The following is a 17,574-nucleotide window of genomic DNA, read 5'->3' on the forward strand; positions in this document are numbered from 1 at the left end:
CAATATAATCTGCTCTACTTACGGTCAAACAGAGCCATCATGCCCTTGGTAAGGTCCTCCAACTTATCCTCTGCATCTGCAAGGGAAGCCCCCTTTACGCCAAAGTAGAATTTGATCTTTGGTTCTGTACCGGAAGGACGTACACAGCACCATGCATGATCCTCCAACTCATAGTAAAGCACATTGGAAGTCGGAAGTCCGGTAGGACTCTTGCTGCCGTCTGCCATATCGATACGCAGATCTGTCTTATAATCACGGACTGCCAGCACCTTATAATCACCGATCGCCTGCGGCAGATTTTCTCTCGCATCTGCCATCATCTGCTGGATCTGTTCTGCGCCATCCATGCCCTTTAAGGTGATGGTCTCTAATCCCTCTTTGAAATAGCCATATGTTTCGTACATATCCAACATGGCATCCCACAGGGTCTTGCCCTGCTTTTTATACCAGGATGCAACTTCGCAAAGCATCATAACGGCAACACAGGCATCCTTATCTCTGGCATAGGTCCCGGCAAGACAGCCGTAACTTTCTTCCAGACCAAAGACATAATGATATGTGTGATTTTCCTCAAACAGACGGATCTGCTCACCAATGTATTTAAATCCGGTCAGGACCTCGATCAGTTTCACACCGTAAGCCTCGGCAATGACTTTTGCCATATCCGTAGTAACAATGGTCTCGACCAGAGCCGGATCTTGCGGCATGGTTCCTGTGGCGGTCCGCTCCTTTAAGATATACTCTGCAATCAGCATACCTGACATATTTCCGGTAAAGGAAACATACTGACCGCTTTTGGTATCCTTACAATAGACGCCAAGACGGTCGGCATCCGGGTCTGTGGCAAGCACGATATCCGCATCCACTTTCTTTGCAAGTGCAAGGGCAAGTTCAAATGCCTTTGGCGATTCCGGGTTTGGATAGGCAACGGTCGGGAAATTGCCGTCCGACTTTTCCTGTTCCGGCACAACATAGACCTTTTCAAAGCCCAGTTCCTTTAATACACGGCGGACCGGGATATTTCCGGTTCCATGCAAAGGGGTATAAACGATGGTAAAGTCTTTCGCCATCTCAGAAATAACCTCCGGGTGGATGGACTGCTTCTTCAGTTCTGCCATGTAAGCATCATCGATCTCCTGATCGATCTCCTGATAAAGTCCGGCTTCTCTTGCCTTGACCTCGTCCATAGTCTTGACCAGATCAAAGGAAGTCACTTTTGCCACCTCGGCTAAGATATTTTTATCATGCGGCGGTGTAATCTGGGCGCCATCTTCCCAGTAAACCTTATAACCGTTGTATTCTCTCGGATTGTGGCTAGCGGTAATGACAATACCTGCAATACAACCCAAATTTCTAACCGCAAAAGAAAGTTCCGGTGTCGGACGCAGGCTGGTAAAGCGATAGGTCTTGATGCCGTTGGCATTGAGGCAAAGGGCTGCCTCCTTGGCAAATTCCGGTGACATGATACGGGAATCATAAGCAATCGCCACGCCCTTATCCTGTCCTTTTTGTGCCAGAATGTAGTTTGCCAATCCCTGGGTTGCCTGACGGACGGTGTAGATGTTCATGCGGTTGGTTCCTGCACCGATCACGCCGCGCAGACCACCGGTACCAAATTCCAGTTGGCGATAGAAGCGGTCTTCGATCTCCTTTTCATCATCTGCGATGGCGCGCAGTTCTTCCTTTGTTGCTGCATCAAAGTATGGGTTTTGCAGCCAGTCCCAGTATGTATCTTTGTAGTTCATGCTTGCCTCCTATTACAAAAAATCTGTCTCTCCACGCTTCTTCAACTCGTCCACAATCTTTTTAACATCCTGGGCACGGTTCTTGTCGCACACAAGGATCGCATCGTCGGTCTCGACGACGATAAGATTGTCGATGCCGATCGTGGTGATCAGGCGTTTCTTTCCATAGACAATGCTATTTGTCGTATCAATGCCGATATGGTTGGCTGCGATCACATTGCCGGATGCATCCGCATCATAAAGAACACCCAGATTATCCCAACTTCCCACATCATTCCATCCAAATTCCGCAGAAATCACAAGCACATCAGAACTCTTTTCCATGATACCATAGTCAATGGAAATGCTTGGAATGTTTGGATAAACACGGGCGATCGTCTCCTTTTCTACATCCGTTCCCATGGCGTCACCAATCTCATGCAGGCAGGCTGCCACATCCGGGAGTAACTGGTCAAAAGCTCGCAGGATGGTAGATGCCCGCCAGATGAACATGCCGCTGTTCCAAGCGTACTCTCCACTGGCGACATAGGCTTTTGCTGTCTCTTCATCCGGTTTTTCCTTGAATTCTACGACTTTTTTTGCATAAGCAGCATCTGTAGCATCAAACTTGATATATCCGTAGCCGGTCGATGGGAAAGTCGGTGTGATCCCCAGCGTGATCAACTTATCCTCCTGCTCGGCGATCTGAATGGCTTCTTTTAAAACGCGCGTAAATTCCGGCTGGTTCTTGATGAAATGATCCGACGGAAAGATACACATGATGCCGTCACCATATTTTTTTACGATCTCTAATGCTGCATATCCAATGCAGGCGGAAGTATTTCTTGCTGCCGGCTCCGCTAAGATATGGTCTGCCGCGATACGGCTTTCTGTTGCCGTACGCATTTTCGGCACCTGGGTCTCATTTGTCACAATGAAAATATCCTGCTTGTCTGTAAAAGTAGCGATCCGGTCGATCGTTTCATTGACCATCAGGTCTTTTCCACTCAAATTCAATAACTGCTTTGGTTCCTCTGCTCTGGAGAGCGGCCAAAATCTCGTACCGCCGCCACCAGCCATGATTACGCCATATGTCTTCATTCTACTCTACCTCTCTTTTTATTCTGCAATATGTCCTAAATTCTCGTTGTGATCAGTTCGCAAGTCCCCTCGATATGAAGAACCTTGCGCCCTGCGGAAACAAAAATACTGTCTCCTGCTCCAAAGGAAATGCTTTCCTCTCCACATGATATTATGCCATTTCCAGCCAAAATCACAAGAGAAACAAAAGATGCTTCATCCACATAAAGTGTCTGTTTTTCCCGAATCCGGTACTTTTCACACTGAAAATACTTGCATAGGCTCAACTGCTGCACCACATTTCCATCTTTTTCCTGTGGCTCCAGCAAACCAAATGCTCCCTGCTCATAAGGTTCAAAATTCATGACATCCAGTGCCTTATCCACATGGAGCGGACGCTTCTTGCCCTCCTTATCCACACGATCGTAGTCATATACACGATAGGTGGAATTGGAATTCTGCTGGATCTCGCAGATCAGGATACCTGCACCAATGGCATGGATCGTCCCCGCCGGGATAAAGATCACGTCCCCCTTTTTGACATAAACCTTATTCAACACTTCCGTGATGGAATTGTCCGCCAGACGTTTTCGCACTTCCTCCTCAGATACCCTGCGCGAAAAGCCGCAATACAGATAAGCGCCTTCTACGGCATCCATCACATACCACATTTCATTTTTGCCAAACTCTTTTTCATGAACAAAAGCATAGTCATCCCCGGGATGGATCTGCACGGAAAGCGGTTTTGCCGCATCGATAAACTTGATCAGGATCGGGAAACGGTCAAAGGTACGGCTTTTCCAGCCGCAGACTTTCGATCCATATTGGCGGATAAAATCGCCAAACGGCTGATCATCAAAAGTCCCCCCGACAATATGGCTCTGTCCATCTTTATGCGCCGATAATTCCCATGATTCCGCAGTGATATCATAGGGGCTCTGTTTGCCGAACTGTCTTACCAGACGATCCCCTCCCCACAGATAGTCCTTGTATGCCGGAGATAAGAGATACAGTTCCGGTAATTTCTTTCCTGCCATCGGCACCTCGTCCAGATGGATCATGTCTCGTTCATCAATCTCCTGCCCTGTGTCGACCTCGATCACGACTATATTCTGGTCTCCATCATTAAACAGTCGATGCATCTGATTGGGCAGAATATTGATACTTTCATGCTCCCGGATATGTATTACTCTGCCATCCAATTCTATTGCAAGTTGACCTTGTATCACGGCATAGTTCTCATTTCTTTTCTCGTGAGAATGTGCCGATAAGGTCGCTCCCGGATACATCAGAATACGCCGCACACGATAGCCCGGTGCCTGTGCGATGATCTCCCGCATACCCCAGTTACGATATACCATGGGACTATAGTTAAAATATGCCTCATAAGTATCCGGCGCCTCTGCGATAATGCTCTTGATATCCTGCTCAGATTCCTTTCTGGTAATATAAATGGCATCCTCTGTATTGACCACAAACAGATCATCCAGATCATTGCCCACGATCAACTGCCGATCGGTCTGATTGATGACCGTCGTATTCTTGCAATCACGCAAAATGGTATTTTTGTGTTCTTTTCCGACGGACACACTCTCATAAGAGTGGAAATTACTGACATCCTGCCACTGCATAAAAAGCGGTATCACAGATAGATGATCTGATGTCTCAAGAAGTGCTTTCTCTATGTGAATACGTCCGGTCTTATATACGCCGGATGGACTTTCATGCTCTTTTTCATACTTTTCCTGCCGGATCCGCAAAGTATCTTCCAATTCTTCCTGCAACATGCCATTATTACAAAGGATCATGCCACTATTCCACAAAATATCATCCTGATAGAATAATTGTTGGGCAAGCGCCTTGGATGGCTTTTCAATAAAACGGCTGACATGATTTCCCTGATGCCGGATATAGCCATAACCTGTTTTCGGTGCATCCGCCCGAACACCAAACAGAACATACTGTCCCTGCTCTGCCAGCGTCTTTGCCTGATAAAGGGCATCCGAATATCCCTCACCGATCAAAACCAGATCTGCCGGCATGATCAGTACCATTTCTTCTTTGGAAAGAACAGAACTCGCCTTGAGTACCGCCGGTGCCGTACCAAGTGCCTCCGTCTCCACAATGATCTGGTAGGAGATCCCCTGGAACTGGTTCATCTGCCCTTCAACAATCTCCTGGTATTCCTGATTGGTAACGATGACAAACTCATCACAAAAAGGAATATTACGGATAATGGTCTCCTGGAACAAAGAATTATCCTGGTTCAGATTCAAGAATTGTTTGGGTGCATTTTTTCTGGAAAGCGGCCACAACCGGTCACCTGCGCCCCCCGCTAATATGATTGCTTTCACTGATCTACTCCTATCATTAAAATCTATCTAAGATACTCCTTCAAATCGTACCACACGCATTCCTCAATCTCCCTCGCTATTCTCTCACAGCGAGTCTTATCCATTCCGACTTTTTTCCCCACTGCAACAAGATCTTTCATGCCCGGATTCCTGCCGTTGCCGTCTACTGTTGTTGTGTGTTCACCATAGTACGTGTTACTGTAAGTCAAATCATAAGCAGGACTCATATGCCATTTTTTTCTTTCTTCATCATAGATAAATGAAAAATTTTTGGCGTGATCGTCACGGTTATGCGCATACACATTAAAACACATCCTTCTTCTACAACTCTATCAAAACGCTTTGTTCCAAAATAACCAGAACTGGTCTGTGACGGAAAAAGTCTTGTCTCTGTCATCTCAATCCCACATTTTCTAGCACAAAGGGAATAATCATACTCCATCTTTCCACTATTCTGCTTATCAACATGTGCCGGAAACTTTATAATCCAATATTTGTCATTGATCTGCGTCATAATCTTTGGTCTTGCCCCACCACTGGTTCCACCCAATTGATACAATTCATCTAATTTCTCCGCATATTCTGTTAAGAGAATTTTTTGACATTGTCTGGCCAATTCATCTAAATCAGCCTGACTTTCTGCCAATCTGATGGAATATGCTGGCTGATATGTTAGCGCTCCCATACCAGCAGTTCCTACAATCGCAAGGCGATCCAAGACATTGTAAGAACTAATATTCTCGCCATGCTCTTTTATAATCCGCTCTAAAAGTAACTGCCCCATGCATCTGGAAGACTATCGGCAAATACACCAAATAATCCATTAAAATATAACTTTGAAGGAACAAAGACACCTCTTTTCAAGGGTAATGAAAAGGGACTGATGGAAAAACCCTTTTCCAGCCACACGTCACTGTACGAAAATGCCACCTTATGATTGGATGTTTCCGCAAGTATTCCTACCTTGTCACTGCCGAGATAAACCTCCAGTCCTTTCTCTGTTTTCATTGATTACCTCCTGAATATCCTGATATGGCACTTGTGAAAACAAATCTCTCAGTTCATCCGCCAGTCCCAATGCCATAGCCAACTTAGTCAACGATAATAAGGAAATCTGTCCTGTTGTTTCAAATCGTTTGACAGAGCCATAACTAACACCGCTAAGATCTGCTAAACTCCGTTGAGATATCTGACGTCGTTTGCGGATATTTCGCAAATGCTCTGCTACTTTCTTATCTAATTCTTCTGCCGTTTCCCAAACCAAGGCTTCCATTTCAGTGCTCCTTTTGGATAATATATTGTTCAATTTATGCATTTTTGCTTATTTTTGTATAATATATTATCTATAATAGCATGGTTTTATCGATGATTCAACCTAATAAAATCCCAGATATCTCCCAAGTTTTTTTCCACATATACGCTGCCCAATCCATACACACAGATAAGTGAGTATCAAGGTCAGTATCGTGTTAAGAGGAAATAAAAATCCTGTATTATGCCTCAAAAAATATATCACTAGGGGATGCACCAGATAAATACCAAAGGAAGCATCACCAATAGAAATCACGATTCGCCTAAAAATTTCTTTTTTACTACCTTTCTCCGTATATATTTCATCTTTATGAAGACCTGTAATATAAAAAAACACCAGCACACACACACATCCTGTCACAAACATAGACGAAAGTTTGACCTGTGTTGTAGCAAAATCTTCTCTGCCAAAAGATAGCCAGAATTTTCCTTCCAACACTTCTAAAAACATTGCCAGCCCCATAACTATACTCCACTGTTGATATCTGCCGTGTATCCGAATTATTCCTCTTCTAAAAAGCATTCCCAGATAAACAAAAGATATCCAAACCAGGCAGTTATTGATATTCCTTGGATAAATCAGATAGTGTCCCGTCAATGCCCAGATTACCTCGACCAGAATTGCCACCGGCGTAATAGCAAGTCCCAGCCAATAATATCTTGCATCTAATAGTTTCCATAAAATTGGCACAAGCAATGTGATCTGCAGATAAACAAAAATATAGTAGTAAATGCTACTCTCCTGAAATGTCAGCAGGTTCCATGCCAGATCCTGATAATCTCCATAAACCACGCAAAGCAAAAGTGACCAGACTAGGTAGGGTATGAATACCCTAAGTATTCTTTTTGTGTAAAATACCTTCACATCCTCTATACGGGGTGTCAGAAAACCTGATAAAAAAAGAAATACTCCAACACCAAAATTCACTAACGGACGGATGTATAGTTCATATGGACTCTGCCCTACGGTATGAATCACTAGCACAGATATAATGGCTATCGCCCGAATAATCTGTATTCTATTTTTAGATTTTTCATTTAGTGGTATCATTTCGGCTTCCATTTATTGACGTGCGTCAAGTTTTCTTGTATGTTTTATTATAATTTTCCAGACCAGAACTATCCCTACAATCAGTCCGGTCTGAAGTAGGGACATAACGAATATACTATGTATTCCCAAGCCCTGACACAAAGCCTTCCAATCGCTAAACTGCCGAAAGATATTGGCTAGACACAGTATTTCTAAGGTATTTTGCCCACACCAGACAATCATTGATCCCAGCAAAGGTATTCTTTTCATAAAATGACTGCAGAATACAACGAGATAGGTTCCTGCGATAGCAGAAAAAATACATAGAGGGAAACCTTCGTAAACACGATTTGCCATGACAAGCAGGCCGAAACAGATCCCCAACATCCATATGACAAGCATCATTGCTAGAATTCCCATACGCATCCATGAGAATCTATATAATTTCTCCCAGGATAGTTTTTTCGCTGCGTCGCCAACCGCCACAAAAAGCACCGCCATCATCCCCTGATCCAAATAATAAAAATTGGCACTTCCATACTTTTGTGATAAACAGTAGCCCAGTACAAAAACAAGCAAAACCAGTATGATCTGCATATACCGATTTTTCGTCAGACATTTGATGCCAACATAAATCATAAGAGCCTCAAACAATGCCAGCAAAAACCACAAAAGCCAGATATCCCTTGCACAAAGTGTATCAACCATCTTATGAAACAGATAGTTGCCTGTTGCCTGCCAGTTAGCGTGCAGAATAAATATGGCCTTGAAAAAACCTACAAGTATTGCCAGTCCGGCAAACTCCAGATATGGCAAAAGCAGTCCTTTCGCTTTCTTTTTCAAAGTCTGTCTAAATGGTTGATCTTTCAGAAGATATCCGCTAATGATAAAAAACAAGGGCATGTGAAAAGAGGTAATGACCTTTCCATGCCCTATAATATGATCATAAATCATTAGAAGAATGGCAAATCCTCTGGCAAAATCCAGTGTTAAGTTGCGTTTTTTTTCTTCTTTTCGTCCCATGTCTGGTACTCTTCCAATCTCTTGATAAAACCATCAAATTCAGGAACCGTAAAGTCCAATTCTCGGTATCGAACCGGATATATAATTTCCTTTCTTTTACAGACAAGGAAAATGTGCTATTTGAAGGATCAAAAGAAACATTCAAGGATTTGACTGCATCAAGTGCAGCCTCTACCAGATGCTACAACTTGTCTTTGGCACTGTACTTACGAATGTATGCTTGTGCACATGCAGATATTTGAGAGATAAAATCATTTCTTGTCTCCACCTCTATGTGTCTGCTGAAAATCTCCTTGTCCTCTGCAATTTCCTCCAGCGCATTTAACAAGACCGTCTCCCCCCCGAAGCCCACTATAAATAATAGATTGTGTCGGTATGTTAAGCCGCAAAGTTTCAAATATCTGTGCTACTTCTTCCAGATCCTGATCACGTCCAGCGAGAACCAGAGGCTTCGTTCCCGCTCCCGGTCTATACGGATTTATAAGTTTATTCTTCTTATTACCATCACCTCATGGTTCTAATATGCCATTTAATCGCACCCGCATCAGTGCCTCTACGTTATCATATGTAAATTTACACAATTGATTTTGCTATAAGTTTTCTCAATTGCATCTTTCTTATTTTATTAGTTTATATGCTTTCCAATCGACAATCGAAACTCCCGCAACATATTCCTCTCCTGTGTAACCCAAATCACCTGCAACTTTATCAAGAGCCCCTTTCTCATCAGCATAGTGATTCGCATAAATGCTAGCTTTTCCTTCTAGCTCTAAAAACTAATTTAGGGGAGCAAATTCTCTCTTATGAACTCTTCTATTTGTATCCTATATCTCTCCATGTCATAGTTAAAACAAATGGCAACGAAAGTAATATGTAAAAACTATAGCGGTAGATCATAGACGCAGGACTTGCAACCATCATACATCCCCAACATAAATACAGTGGCAGAAACGTTAACATTAATTTATATCGTTTATTTTTCCAGGCAATACATGTACACAAATTTAAAAGTAAAAACATAATTCCTGGCGTAAGCCACAGGTTCCATTCGCAGGCATCTTCATAAAATCCTTGAAGCAATTTAGTCAAACCATTCGGCAATAAAGAATCATTTTTCAAGGATATGCTTGCTAAGTATTCGCCCCATATACTAGTATCCCCTGTATTATTATTAAGTTTTAGAAAAATTGATTGCGTCTTATCAACCGCGTTCGTATTGTATGCAGCCAAACTCCAATTTCCATACGTGTGATACAGATATGCCTTCACATAGATTGTAAGATTCTTTTTTAACATACTTGCCCATGTTTGCAAAAATTCTTTTTTGTGCGCGGCTAGATAAAGGTTATCAAAATGCTCGTCAAACTTTATTGGATCCACAAACGCAAAAGCATAATTTTGTCTCCACTTTTCTTCTGGCAATACCGCATACAGCACTTCTTCCTCATCTTCTGATATGTTTCCATTCCACACAACAGTTGCAGCCATTTGGACTAATGGTACACTCATAGACTCTCTAAACGACTCATCATATCCTCCAAATCGAACATTCTTTGCATAATCCAAGCCACTATTCAATACTACTAATGTGATTAGAAGTATCGCCAAATGTTTTCTTTGGCTTTTACAAAAAATAAACAACAATATCATAATCGGCACTAATACCAATTTACCATTAGAACGAGAAAACCAAACAACGAAAACTGCCACAACAATCTGCCACCAGCATGCTTTTTCTCCGTGTATCAAATCGTAAATGTTCGGTAACAACAGAAAAAACGCATATGTAAACCATGTATCCTTCAATAAAGCAATCGTATAATTCCCTATCAATGGCATAGCCATAATATATATCATATTCAAGATAAGCAACCACTTGGCTATGCCTTTCCTCGCAATCCACCGCAAATAGTTGGCAACAATATAGGATGCTGCAAAAATTTGCAAAATGACAATGATAGCATATGCTATGGTTGCATTTTTACACATAAAAAAGATGCCCTGAAAAATACCATATATAATCATCTGAAACATCGCTGGTTGAAGCGTATTCTGCCAAAATCCCATCAAACAGTTGATTGTATCGTTCATCCCTGTTCCAGGAAAATATAATGCCAACAATATTCCTAATAAAAACGAGTATATAATAAATGTACTCCAAAATACTCTGTTTTCATTATATGGTTTCATTGTGGCGACATTAGTTTGATGCGCTCCTTTATCAACAACGGTAATCAACAGATACGCCATAATGGAAAGTATGGCACACACTAAAAGTCCTCTTTCATTAACTAGGTCAATGTCATACCTCAAAAATCCTCCTTTATCTACTGCTACCGGATTCAATTGATAAGTACACATACCTGCAATACCTACTGAAAAAGAGAATAATAGGTATATTAGTTGACATTCGATATTTCGTCGCCCTATGTTTTTTATATTTCTTAACATTATTCTTTTCTCTCCTTCACTAACATCTATATGTTCTCCTCTCTACCTTATTTCTACTTTCTATTTATACTAATTACATCATTCATTCTTTTCCAGGATGATGAAATCTCTAATTCCCATTCGCTATTTTCTGATGCATCACATGCCACCTGTGAAAATCCCATCTTACCGTAAAAATCCTTTACCATCGCATTTTTCGCAGTTGGATAATAGAAGCCGCGGATCTTTTTGATTCCCTTATTTTGACAAGTCTCTATCAGGGTATCCAGCATAGCGTATTCCATATCCCTTTTTAAAACACGGCAACTCATGATCCACAATTCAATGTGACATTCTTCTTTAACCCTCTTGCCGATGACTACAGATATGCATGATAATCTGTAAAAGCATGCTGACTTTTCTTTCGATTCGCATTAGCACGGTACATGTCATTACGTTTCTGATCATCTTCGGACAAAATCGTTGTCTCAAAAAATCCATTGCGGTCTAAAATACGGATATAATCTCTTGCATCCCCGATCTCCGGCGCGCATACCCCATCTAAATTTTGCGCCACAATACCATTTCCTAACTATATCCACTTTCTGCTGTATTTATTTTTCGACATGCTCCACACGACCAAAAGAGTAACAGCAAAAACTAAGATCACATCCACCAAACTCCTAATCGGTCTCCAACTAACATACCGGATTGTCAACCAATGCTGCAATAACAGAAGCGCAATCGTATGTAGAAAGTAGATTCCCATAGAATAGCATCCTGCAAAGAGTAGAACTCTGCTATACCATTTTCTGATTTGACGTTCTCTCCATATATATTTTATAAAAACGAATACTGCAATAGTCAGCCATATAGTTGTCGGAGAGTAATAATCAAACAATGTATATTCCAGTCCGTAGCCTCTATCCACTCGTATCGTCTGCTCGACAATAGATACAATACATGCGAATCCCCCTATGCTATATAGCACATATCTCTGGCCTTTGGTAAATTTCTTTTCTCCCAAATAGGCTCCCAGCACCACATACCCAGGATATCCATATACTGTGCAAAGATTTTGATTTCCATTTGTCCATGTGTTTAAAAAGGAAAACGGTTCTAAATAAGAAAGTCCATTGATCAGACTCGCCATCATCCATAGTCCCAAAAATATTTTTACAACTTTTAGGGAATGATCCTGCACCACAATCGCTTTTAAAATAGGTAGCATGAAATAAATAGGGATCAGCGCATACATAAACCAAAAGGAAAATTCCAACTCTCCCGTGATAAATTTTTTAGGATATGCGAACAACAGTTCTCCAAAACTGAGTTGCCCATACTGTCCCAAGAAAAAGCGTGTGATCTTATGTAAGAGCCCATAAAGAAAAATAGCAATTAAAAATCTTGGAATGTTTTTCGTATATAATTTATGGATATTCAGTTCTCTGTCTTTCTGCAACAGAATTGCTCCCATACAAACGAAGAACATAGGGACACAATAACGAGTTAGTCCAAGATAAACAATATGCCATACTCCCGCTTCAACACCTCCCAAAATGCTGATAACGTGTATCAATACAACACCAATAATGGATATACCCCTTAATATATCTATATACTCTAGTCTCTTCATTGATTTTCTACTCCCCATTGACACAGATCACATTGTTTTTCTTTTCCCAGACCAATGTGATCTCTAATTCCCATTCGCTGTTTCCGGCTGCATCACATGCCACCTGTGAAAATCCCATCTTGCCGTAGAAATCCTTTACCATCGCATTTTTTGCAGTCGGATAATAGAAGCCGCGGATCTTTTTGATTCCCTTATTTTGACAGGTCTCTATCAGGGTATCCAGCATAGCGTATTCCATATCCCTTTTTAAAACACGGCAACTCATGATCCACAATTCAATGTGACATTCTTCTTTAACCCTCTTGCCTATGACTACAGATACGATGCCGTTATCGCCAAATTTGTCCTCTAATTTCCCGTATAAGGTAATATAGTTCTCATCTTTCGCCCGCATTTCCATCTCATCACGCGTATAGCGCTTCGTCGTCAGATTAAACTGGTTGCTCTTGTTCGACAACTGCGCCACACGATTCAAAGACATCTCATCAAATGGCAGGATCGTCCCTTTCATCTGCAAAGATTCCAGATATGCATGGTAGTCTGTAAAGGCATGTAGGCTTTTCTTTCGATCTGCATTGGCACGATACATCTCATTACGTTTCTGATCATCTTCGGACAAGATCGTTGTCTCAAAAAATCCATTGCGGTCTAAAATACGGATATAATCTCTTGCATCCCCGATCTCCGGCGCGCATACCCCATCTAAATTTTGCGCCACAATGCTGCGCTCTGCCGGATTGTCATCTACAAATACCAGGCTTTCTGGTAACAAATTTAGATCTTCTGCAATTTCCCTGAAATTCTGATCTTTTGGTTCCCAATTCGCTTTTACCTCAATGAAGTCCTGCATACAAAAGGCACTATCCGGGTGTTCTATACCCGCCTTGGCATTTTCAAAATCATTCTTAGAATCAATATTTAAAATTACACCCAATTGCGTCTGCTCTTTCACATAATTTTGAAATTCAGAATAGATCTGTCCCTCTGCGACTTCCTGCCCCAGTGCAATGTTTTCCACACCATCATCACCGATAACACCGCCCCATAAGGTATTATCCAGATCAAGCACAAGACCCTTCTTGTTTTTGCCAAATACGGATTTAATGATATTTGCCACGTTAAATGCCAGATACGGAATGGCATTGACATTTAAGGCATATTTATACATATGGTAGAAAAATGGATCAGACCATTCTGCCAGCCCATAATCAGCGGAAATATAATTGATATCACAGATATAAAAATCCTCATGGTTGTCCGCATAATCGTAGAACAGCATATTGAGTCTGGTCAAAAAATTGACCTTTCCATGTCTATCACTGGCATCCCGATTGCCCATAAGCCGATACATAGGCATTTCAAAATTATTCTGTATGATCGGGCAATGATATCGGTCAGCAATACTTTCCCAGATCGTGCAATATTTCTGATATTCCGCCTCCAATAAGTCTGTAATCCGGCTTTTGGAATCGCTCATTTGTGGATAACGCGTGATATTGCGATTACTGGTGTGGATATAGATTAAATCCGGTGCAAATGCCTCTAACTCTGCATTATCAAATACTGCATCCTCATAATACTTGTTATATTCGGACTCATAAAAACTTGGACGGATTCCCTGATTTAATAAAAATAATTCCAGAATCAGTTTAATATCATTTGTCGTAGATCCTCCTAAAATAGCAATCTTTTTATCGACAAAACGTTCGCCCTCTGCCAACAGTTCTCTTTTGATCCTTTTCTTTTTTGCTAAAATATAGTTTGCATCAAACGGATACAGTAATTCTTTTTTCATGAGCATTTCCCTCTATTTTTTATCTTTTGCACCAACTGATATCCCAATAACGGCACGCCAATGCCCAGCAGTAAATAGACCGGCCACATATAGTCGAAAGAATGTGGCAGCGTCAGATACAATACCCGGTCCGGATCTCCTATGTGCGCCGCCCAGATACGATCAATGATCTTTATGAGCGGAAAATGCACCGCCATAATCCAGAAAGAAGCCTTTCCGCAGGATGCTATCAAAGAACCGATCCTGTTCAACCGGCTGATATATTTTGCCAGAGCCATACATACATAAATGCCGGAAAATGCCACCAGATACATTCCCGGATATAAAATACCGATGATCAGATCCAGACTATGATGAAAACTGATAAAATAAACGGCTAGTGCCAGGATGGCTGCTGCACATACAGACAGATATTGCTCCAGTCCTTTTCCGTAATTTCTGAGCAGATATCCTATCCACAAAAATGGCATGACCGTAAGCGATACCTGGATATTGGCAGGCATTAAAATAGATATAACGATACAGCCGACGATGGAACATACCAGGATGACTACAAACTGAAATGCAAATTTCAGATAGGAATTTCCTGTTTTCTTTTCTATTTTTCTGCTGATCGTAACCAGAAAGCTCAGGAATACAGATGCCATACAAAGTGCCGGAACAAACCACAAGGTTCCTCCCATCAATTCATTGGCTGTACCCAAAAGCACAAAAGCACAGGCTTCCGCTAAGGTCCGCAAACTAAAATATTCTGTTCCGATCGGCATAAAGCCCCAGCGGATCAGGGAATTATGTAATAACATAATGATCCAATAAACAATAACGTATTTGATCCAGGAAGACTTGAAGCGGTTGATCACATTTAAGTACGGATCATCCCCATATTTTTTTTCGCTATACATAAACCCGGAGATAAAAAAGAATAAGGGAATGTGGAATTCATAGACAAAATCATGTGCCCAACTACATGCATGTCCCAAAACAACACAAAGGATTCCTATCCCTTTTAACACATTCCAATATCGTCGATCCGGCATGATCGGATTCTGTTCTATCATTTGGCAACTCCTTTCGACAGTCTATTCCAAAATGCCTGTAACAGTAATGGCAAGCCAATACCCCATACTAAATACAAAGGGATCAGCATATTGTGATTTCCTAAATAATGTTCATACATCATAGCGATATCCTGATGATATCCTGCATAGATACGATCAATGCCGCGGATAATCATAAAATGTGTTCCCATCAAAAGGAAGGATGCCTGTCCCATTTTGACGAATAAACTGCGCAGATAATTGCTTTTTTGCAAAACACAGATTCCCTTTGCCAGACACATACAGACATAAAATCCCATAAATGCAGTCAGATACATGATCGGACTGACGTATCCATCCACCAGGCTATACAAATGATCTCTACTATAGATTGCAAGAAGCAGAAACAGGATGATACCCACCCAGTATTTTATGTACTTTTCCAGATCGGACATATAATTGCGTAAAAGATAGCCAGCCCAGAAATATGGTTGTACCGCAAAGGCGATCTGCATATGTGCAGGCAGATCCCAGCCATAGGCGATCATAAGATAGCCCACGATACTGCTGCATCCTATGACAATTCCCTGAAAGAGGAATTTGATCTTTTTACTTTTAAACCGATCTTCCAGCATACGGCTGTAATAGATAACAAAGCCCATGAAGGCAGAGCCGATCACAAGCACCGGAACAAACCACAGCGGACCTGCCAGAAGTTCATTTCCGTCTCCGATGACAGCGTACGCCATTTGTTCCACCATCTGTGCTTTTGTATAAAGCGGCTCATCTATGCGCAGCATATCATAATACCCCAAGAAATTATGAAGTAAAATATAAACAATATATAAAGCAACATATTTTACCCAGGACTTCATACGCCCTTTGAGATTATCATATGGGGCATCCCCGTATTTTTGCTCATTATACATATAACCTGAGATAAAAAAGAAAAGCGGCACATGAAACAGATAGACAAAGTTCTGCACCGGCATGGCACAATGTCCGAGCACAACGCAAAAAGCGCCGATTCCCTTTAAGATGTTCCAGTAATCCCTTTGCAATTTTCCATTTTCATCCGTCATTACATTATTCATTACGTTTTTCCATTTCTTCGGTACGAGACAATAATCTTTCCTGCGTTTTTTCATAAATGCTGTCTGTTTCTTTTTCATGTTCCGGCAGTTCGTACTTTTCTTTCAGATAGTCTGCCATATAGTCTGTGATCTTAAATGCACCACGATAATTCACATGCATATTCTCGTTGAAATCCGTTTCATAGTCCAAGCCGATCTCATCTACATGATCGTTCAGATCCAACACTTCATAGCCTCGGTCCTCAATCTTCTTCTTGATATAATTGTAGTTGGCAAATTTGTCCTCTTCCAGATTATTCGGGGTATTTGTAAAGAGAATGTTTCCATCGAAAGTATCCAGATAATCCAGCAGTTCCTCTAAATACTGCTGGTTGTCACTTGAAACTTCCAGTGGCTTTGCGCTTCTTCTTGCCAGTGTTTCCTGTTTATCAAAACTTTCTGTATCATCATAGATATAGTAGCCCATAAAACTATCCGCATCCTGTCCAAAATCTGCCGCCGTCAACTGACTCCAGCGATTATGATAGAGCGTGAAACTAAAGTAGTAATCAAACGCATTGACACGGCTGCCCGTTTTTTTCTCCAAACGCTCCACCATATCCTTTATGGCTTGTGTCCGATTATGCGAAAACCGCATAGAATCCGTTACACGCCGAATATAGTTATCACAGAAGATCTCATTTCCCATCACATCATAATCATATGCCAACATCCGGATATCGATCAGATAGACCTTGGGATCCTGTGTCTTTTGCACCTCCTGCAAGAGATATTTCGTCAGTGCAACCGGTTGGCTTGCCGTTCCAAGCCCATACATCTGCACGCCATTATGCGCGCAGGCTTCTGACGGTATAAAGGACGACTGTACCGCACTGGCACCAATCCATACGGCATCCAGACTATTTTTATCCAGCCTGTAAAAGGTATCAAATTCTGCTCTGGAATGTGTATCGTCAGATATCCTAAGCACCTGCACCGCTCCCCCAAAGAGAAGCGCCACCACCAGAAGAAATGCAATGATTTTTGTTATGTGTCTTTGTTTCGTTTTCAATATGTACTC

17 protein-coding genes are annotated in these 17,574 nt (G+C 41.6%); all 17 read right to left on the minus strand.

The window, feature by feature from the left end:
* Positions 1–14: 14 nt before the first annotated feature.
* Complete coding sequence (locus H8R94_RS06385; protein ID WP_186854177.1) at positions 15–1,745, minus strand: phospho-sugar mutase; 1,731 nt, start codon at positions 1,743–1,745, stop codon at positions 15–17.
* Between the two features lie 12 nt (positions 1,746–1,757).
* Positions 1,758–2,825 (minus strand): mannose-1-phosphate guanylyltransferase, encoded by a 1,068-nt coding sequence (locus H8R94_RS06390; protein WP_186854178.1) that lies wholly within the window; start codon positions 2,823–2,825, stop codon positions 1,758–1,760.
* 35 nt (positions 2,826–2,860) lie between these two features.
* Positions 2,861–5,158, minus strand: coding sequence for a type I phosphomannose isomerase catalytic subunit (locus H8R94_RS12375; RefSeq protein WP_186854179.1), 2,298 nt, complete (start codon positions 5,156–5,158; stop codon positions 2,861–2,863).
* Positions 5,159–5,181: 23 nt separating this feature from the next.
* Positions 5,182–5,472, minus strand: coding sequence for a HipA domain-containing protein (locus H8R94_RS12440; RefSeq protein WP_334298646.1), 291 nt, complete (start codon positions 5,470–5,472; stop codon positions 5,182–5,184).
* Entirely contained in the window at positions 5,382–5,942 is a 561-nt protein-coding gene (locus H8R94_RS12380; protein WP_330593017.1) for a HipA domain-containing protein, read from the minus strand. Before H8R94_RS12380 ends, H8R94_RS12440 begins: the two co-directional genes overlap by 91 nt.
* Positions 5,924–6,166 carry a HipA N-terminal domain-containing protein gene (locus H8R94_RS12385; RefSeq protein ID WP_330416263.1) on the minus strand — a complete coding sequence of 81 codons (243 nt, stop codon included), beginning with the start codon at positions 6,164–6,166 and terminating at the stop codon, positions 5,924–5,926. Before H8R94_RS12385 ends, H8R94_RS12380 begins: the two co-directional genes overlap by 19 nt.
* Positions 6,126–6,431, minus strand: a complete 306-nt coding sequence (locus H8R94_RS06405; RefSeq protein ID WP_118280492.1) for a helix-turn-helix domain-containing protein — start codon at positions 6,429–6,431, stop codon at positions 6,126–6,128. The genes H8R94_RS12385 and H8R94_RS06405 overlap by 41 nt, the downstream gene beginning before the upstream one ends.
* A gap of 102 nt (positions 6,432–6,533) precedes the next feature.
* On the minus strand, positions 6,534–7,520 hold the full coding sequence (locus H8R94_RS06410) for an acyltransferase (protein ID WP_186854180.1): 987 nt from the start codon (positions 7,518–7,520) through the stop codon (positions 6,534–6,536).
* A gap of 12 nt (positions 7,521–7,532) precedes the next feature.
* Positions 7,533–8,522, minus strand: coding sequence for an acyltransferase family protein (locus H8R94_RS06415; RefSeq protein WP_186854181.1), 990 nt, complete (start codon positions 8,520–8,522; stop codon positions 7,533–7,535).
* Positions 8,523–9,335: 813 nt separating this feature from the next.
* On the minus strand, positions 9,336–10,973 hold the full coding sequence (locus H8R94_RS06420) for a DUF6020 family protein (RefSeq protein WP_186854182.1): 1,638 nt from the start codon (positions 10,971–10,973) through the stop codon (positions 9,336–9,338).
* A gap of 53 nt (positions 10,974–11,026) precedes the next feature.
* On the minus strand, positions 11,027–11,257 hold the full coding sequence (locus H8R94_RS06425) for a hypothetical protein (protein WP_186854183.1): 231 nt from the start codon (positions 11,255–11,257) through the stop codon (positions 11,027–11,029).
* Positions 11,258–11,331: 74 nt separating this feature from the next.
* The gene (locus tag H8R94_RS06430) at positions 11,332–11,529 is read right to left on the minus strand and encodes a hypothetical protein (protein WP_118280497.1); all 198 of its coding nucleotides are present in this window, start codon (positions 11,527–11,529) and stop codon (positions 11,332–11,334) included.
* A gap of 15 nt (positions 11,530–11,544) precedes the next feature.
* A complete protein-coding gene (locus H8R94_RS06435) occupies positions 11,545–12,588 on the minus strand; it encodes an acyltransferase (protein ID WP_186854184.1) in 1,044 nt (347 codons plus the stop codon).
* A 7-nt stretch (positions 12,589–12,595) separates the two neighbouring features.
* On the minus strand, positions 12,596–14,383 hold the full coding sequence (locus tag H8R94_RS06440; protein ID WP_186854185.1) for an HAD-IIIC family phosphatase: 1,788 nt from the start codon (positions 14,381–14,383) through the stop codon (positions 12,596–12,598).
* Positions 14,380–15,441 carry an acyltransferase family protein gene (locus tag H8R94_RS06445; protein ID WP_186854186.1) on the minus strand — a complete coding sequence of 354 codons (1,062 nt, stop codon included), beginning with the start codon at positions 15,439–15,441 and terminating at the stop codon, positions 14,380–14,382. Before H8R94_RS06445 ends, H8R94_RS06440 begins: the two co-directional genes overlap by 4 nt.
* Complete coding sequence (locus tag H8R94_RS06450) at positions 15,438–16,514, minus strand: acyltransferase family protein (protein ID WP_186854187.1); 1,077 nt, start codon at positions 16,512–16,514, stop codon at positions 15,438–15,440. Before H8R94_RS06450 ends, H8R94_RS06445 begins: the two co-directional genes overlap by 4 nt.
* Positions 16,507–17,565, minus strand: coding sequence for a hypothetical protein (locus tag H8R94_RS06455; protein WP_178010128.1), 1,059 nt, complete (start codon positions 17,563–17,565; stop codon positions 16,507–16,509). The genes H8R94_RS06450 and H8R94_RS06455 overlap by 8 nt, the downstream gene beginning before the upstream one ends.
* Between the last annotated feature and the right edge of the window lie 9 nt (positions 17,566–17,574).

This window comes from Roseburia lenta (genome assembly GCF_014287435.1).
Lineage (GTDB): Bacteria > Bacillota > Clostridia > Lachnospirales > Lachnospiraceae > Pararoseburia > Pararoseburia lenta.

Excerpts from the sequence above, each read along its gene's own strand:
- H8R94_RS06410 (WP_186854180.1), bottom strand. The coding sequence starts at position 7,520 with ATGATACCACTAAATGAAAAATCTAAAAATAGAATACAGATTATTCGG.
- H8R94_RS06415 (WP_186854181.1), bottom strand. The coding sequence starts at position 8,522 with ATGGGACGAAAAGAAGAAAAAAAACGCAACTTAACACTGGATTTTGCC.
- H8R94_RS12440 (WP_334298646.1), bottom strand. The coding sequence starts at position 5,472 with ATGTGTTTTAATGTGTATGCGCATAACCGTGACGATCACGCCAAAAAT.
- H8R94_RS06445 (WP_186854186.1), bottom strand. The coding sequence starts at position 15,441 with ATGATAGAACAGAATCCGATCATGCCGGATCGACGATATTGGAATGTG.
- H8R94_RS06440 (WP_186854185.1), bottom strand. The coding sequence starts at position 14,383 with ATGAAAAAAGAATTACTGTATCCGTTTGATGCAAACTATATTTTAGCA.
- H8R94_RS12385 (WP_330416263.1), bottom strand. The coding sequence starts at position 6,166 with ATGAAAACAGAGAAAGGACTGGAGGTTTATCTCGGCAGTGACAAGGTA.
- H8R94_RS06420 (WP_186854182.1), bottom strand. The coding sequence starts at position 10,973 with ATGTTAAGAAATATAAAAAACATAGGGCGACGAAATATCGAATGTCAA.
- H8R94_RS06385 (WP_186854177.1), bottom strand. The coding sequence starts at position 1,745 with ATGAACTACAAAGATACATACTGGGACTGGCTGCAAAACCCATACTTT.
- H8R94_RS06450 (WP_186854187.1), bottom strand. The coding sequence starts at position 16,514 with ATGAATAATGTAATGACGGATGAAAATGGAAAATTGCAAAGGGATTAC.
- H8R94_RS06425 (WP_186854183.1), bottom strand. The coding sequence starts at position 11,257 with ATGGAATACGCTATGCTGGATACCCTGATAGAGACTTGTCAAAATAAG.
- H8R94_RS06390 (WP_186854178.1), bottom strand. The coding sequence starts at position 2,825 with ATGAAGACATATGGCGTAATCATGGCTGGTGGCGGCGGTACGAGATTT.
- H8R94_RS06435 (WP_186854184.1), bottom strand. The coding sequence starts at position 12,588 with ATGAAGAGACTAGAGTATATAGATATATTAAGGGGTATATCCATTATT.
- H8R94_RS12380 (WP_330593017.1), bottom strand. The coding sequence starts at position 5,942 with ATGGGGCAGTTACTTTTAGAGCGGATTATAAAAGAGCATGGCGAGAAT.
- H8R94_RS06405 (WP_118280492.1), bottom strand. The coding sequence starts at position 6,431 with ATGGAAGCCTTGGTTTGGGAAACGGCAGAAGAATTAGATAAGAAAGTA.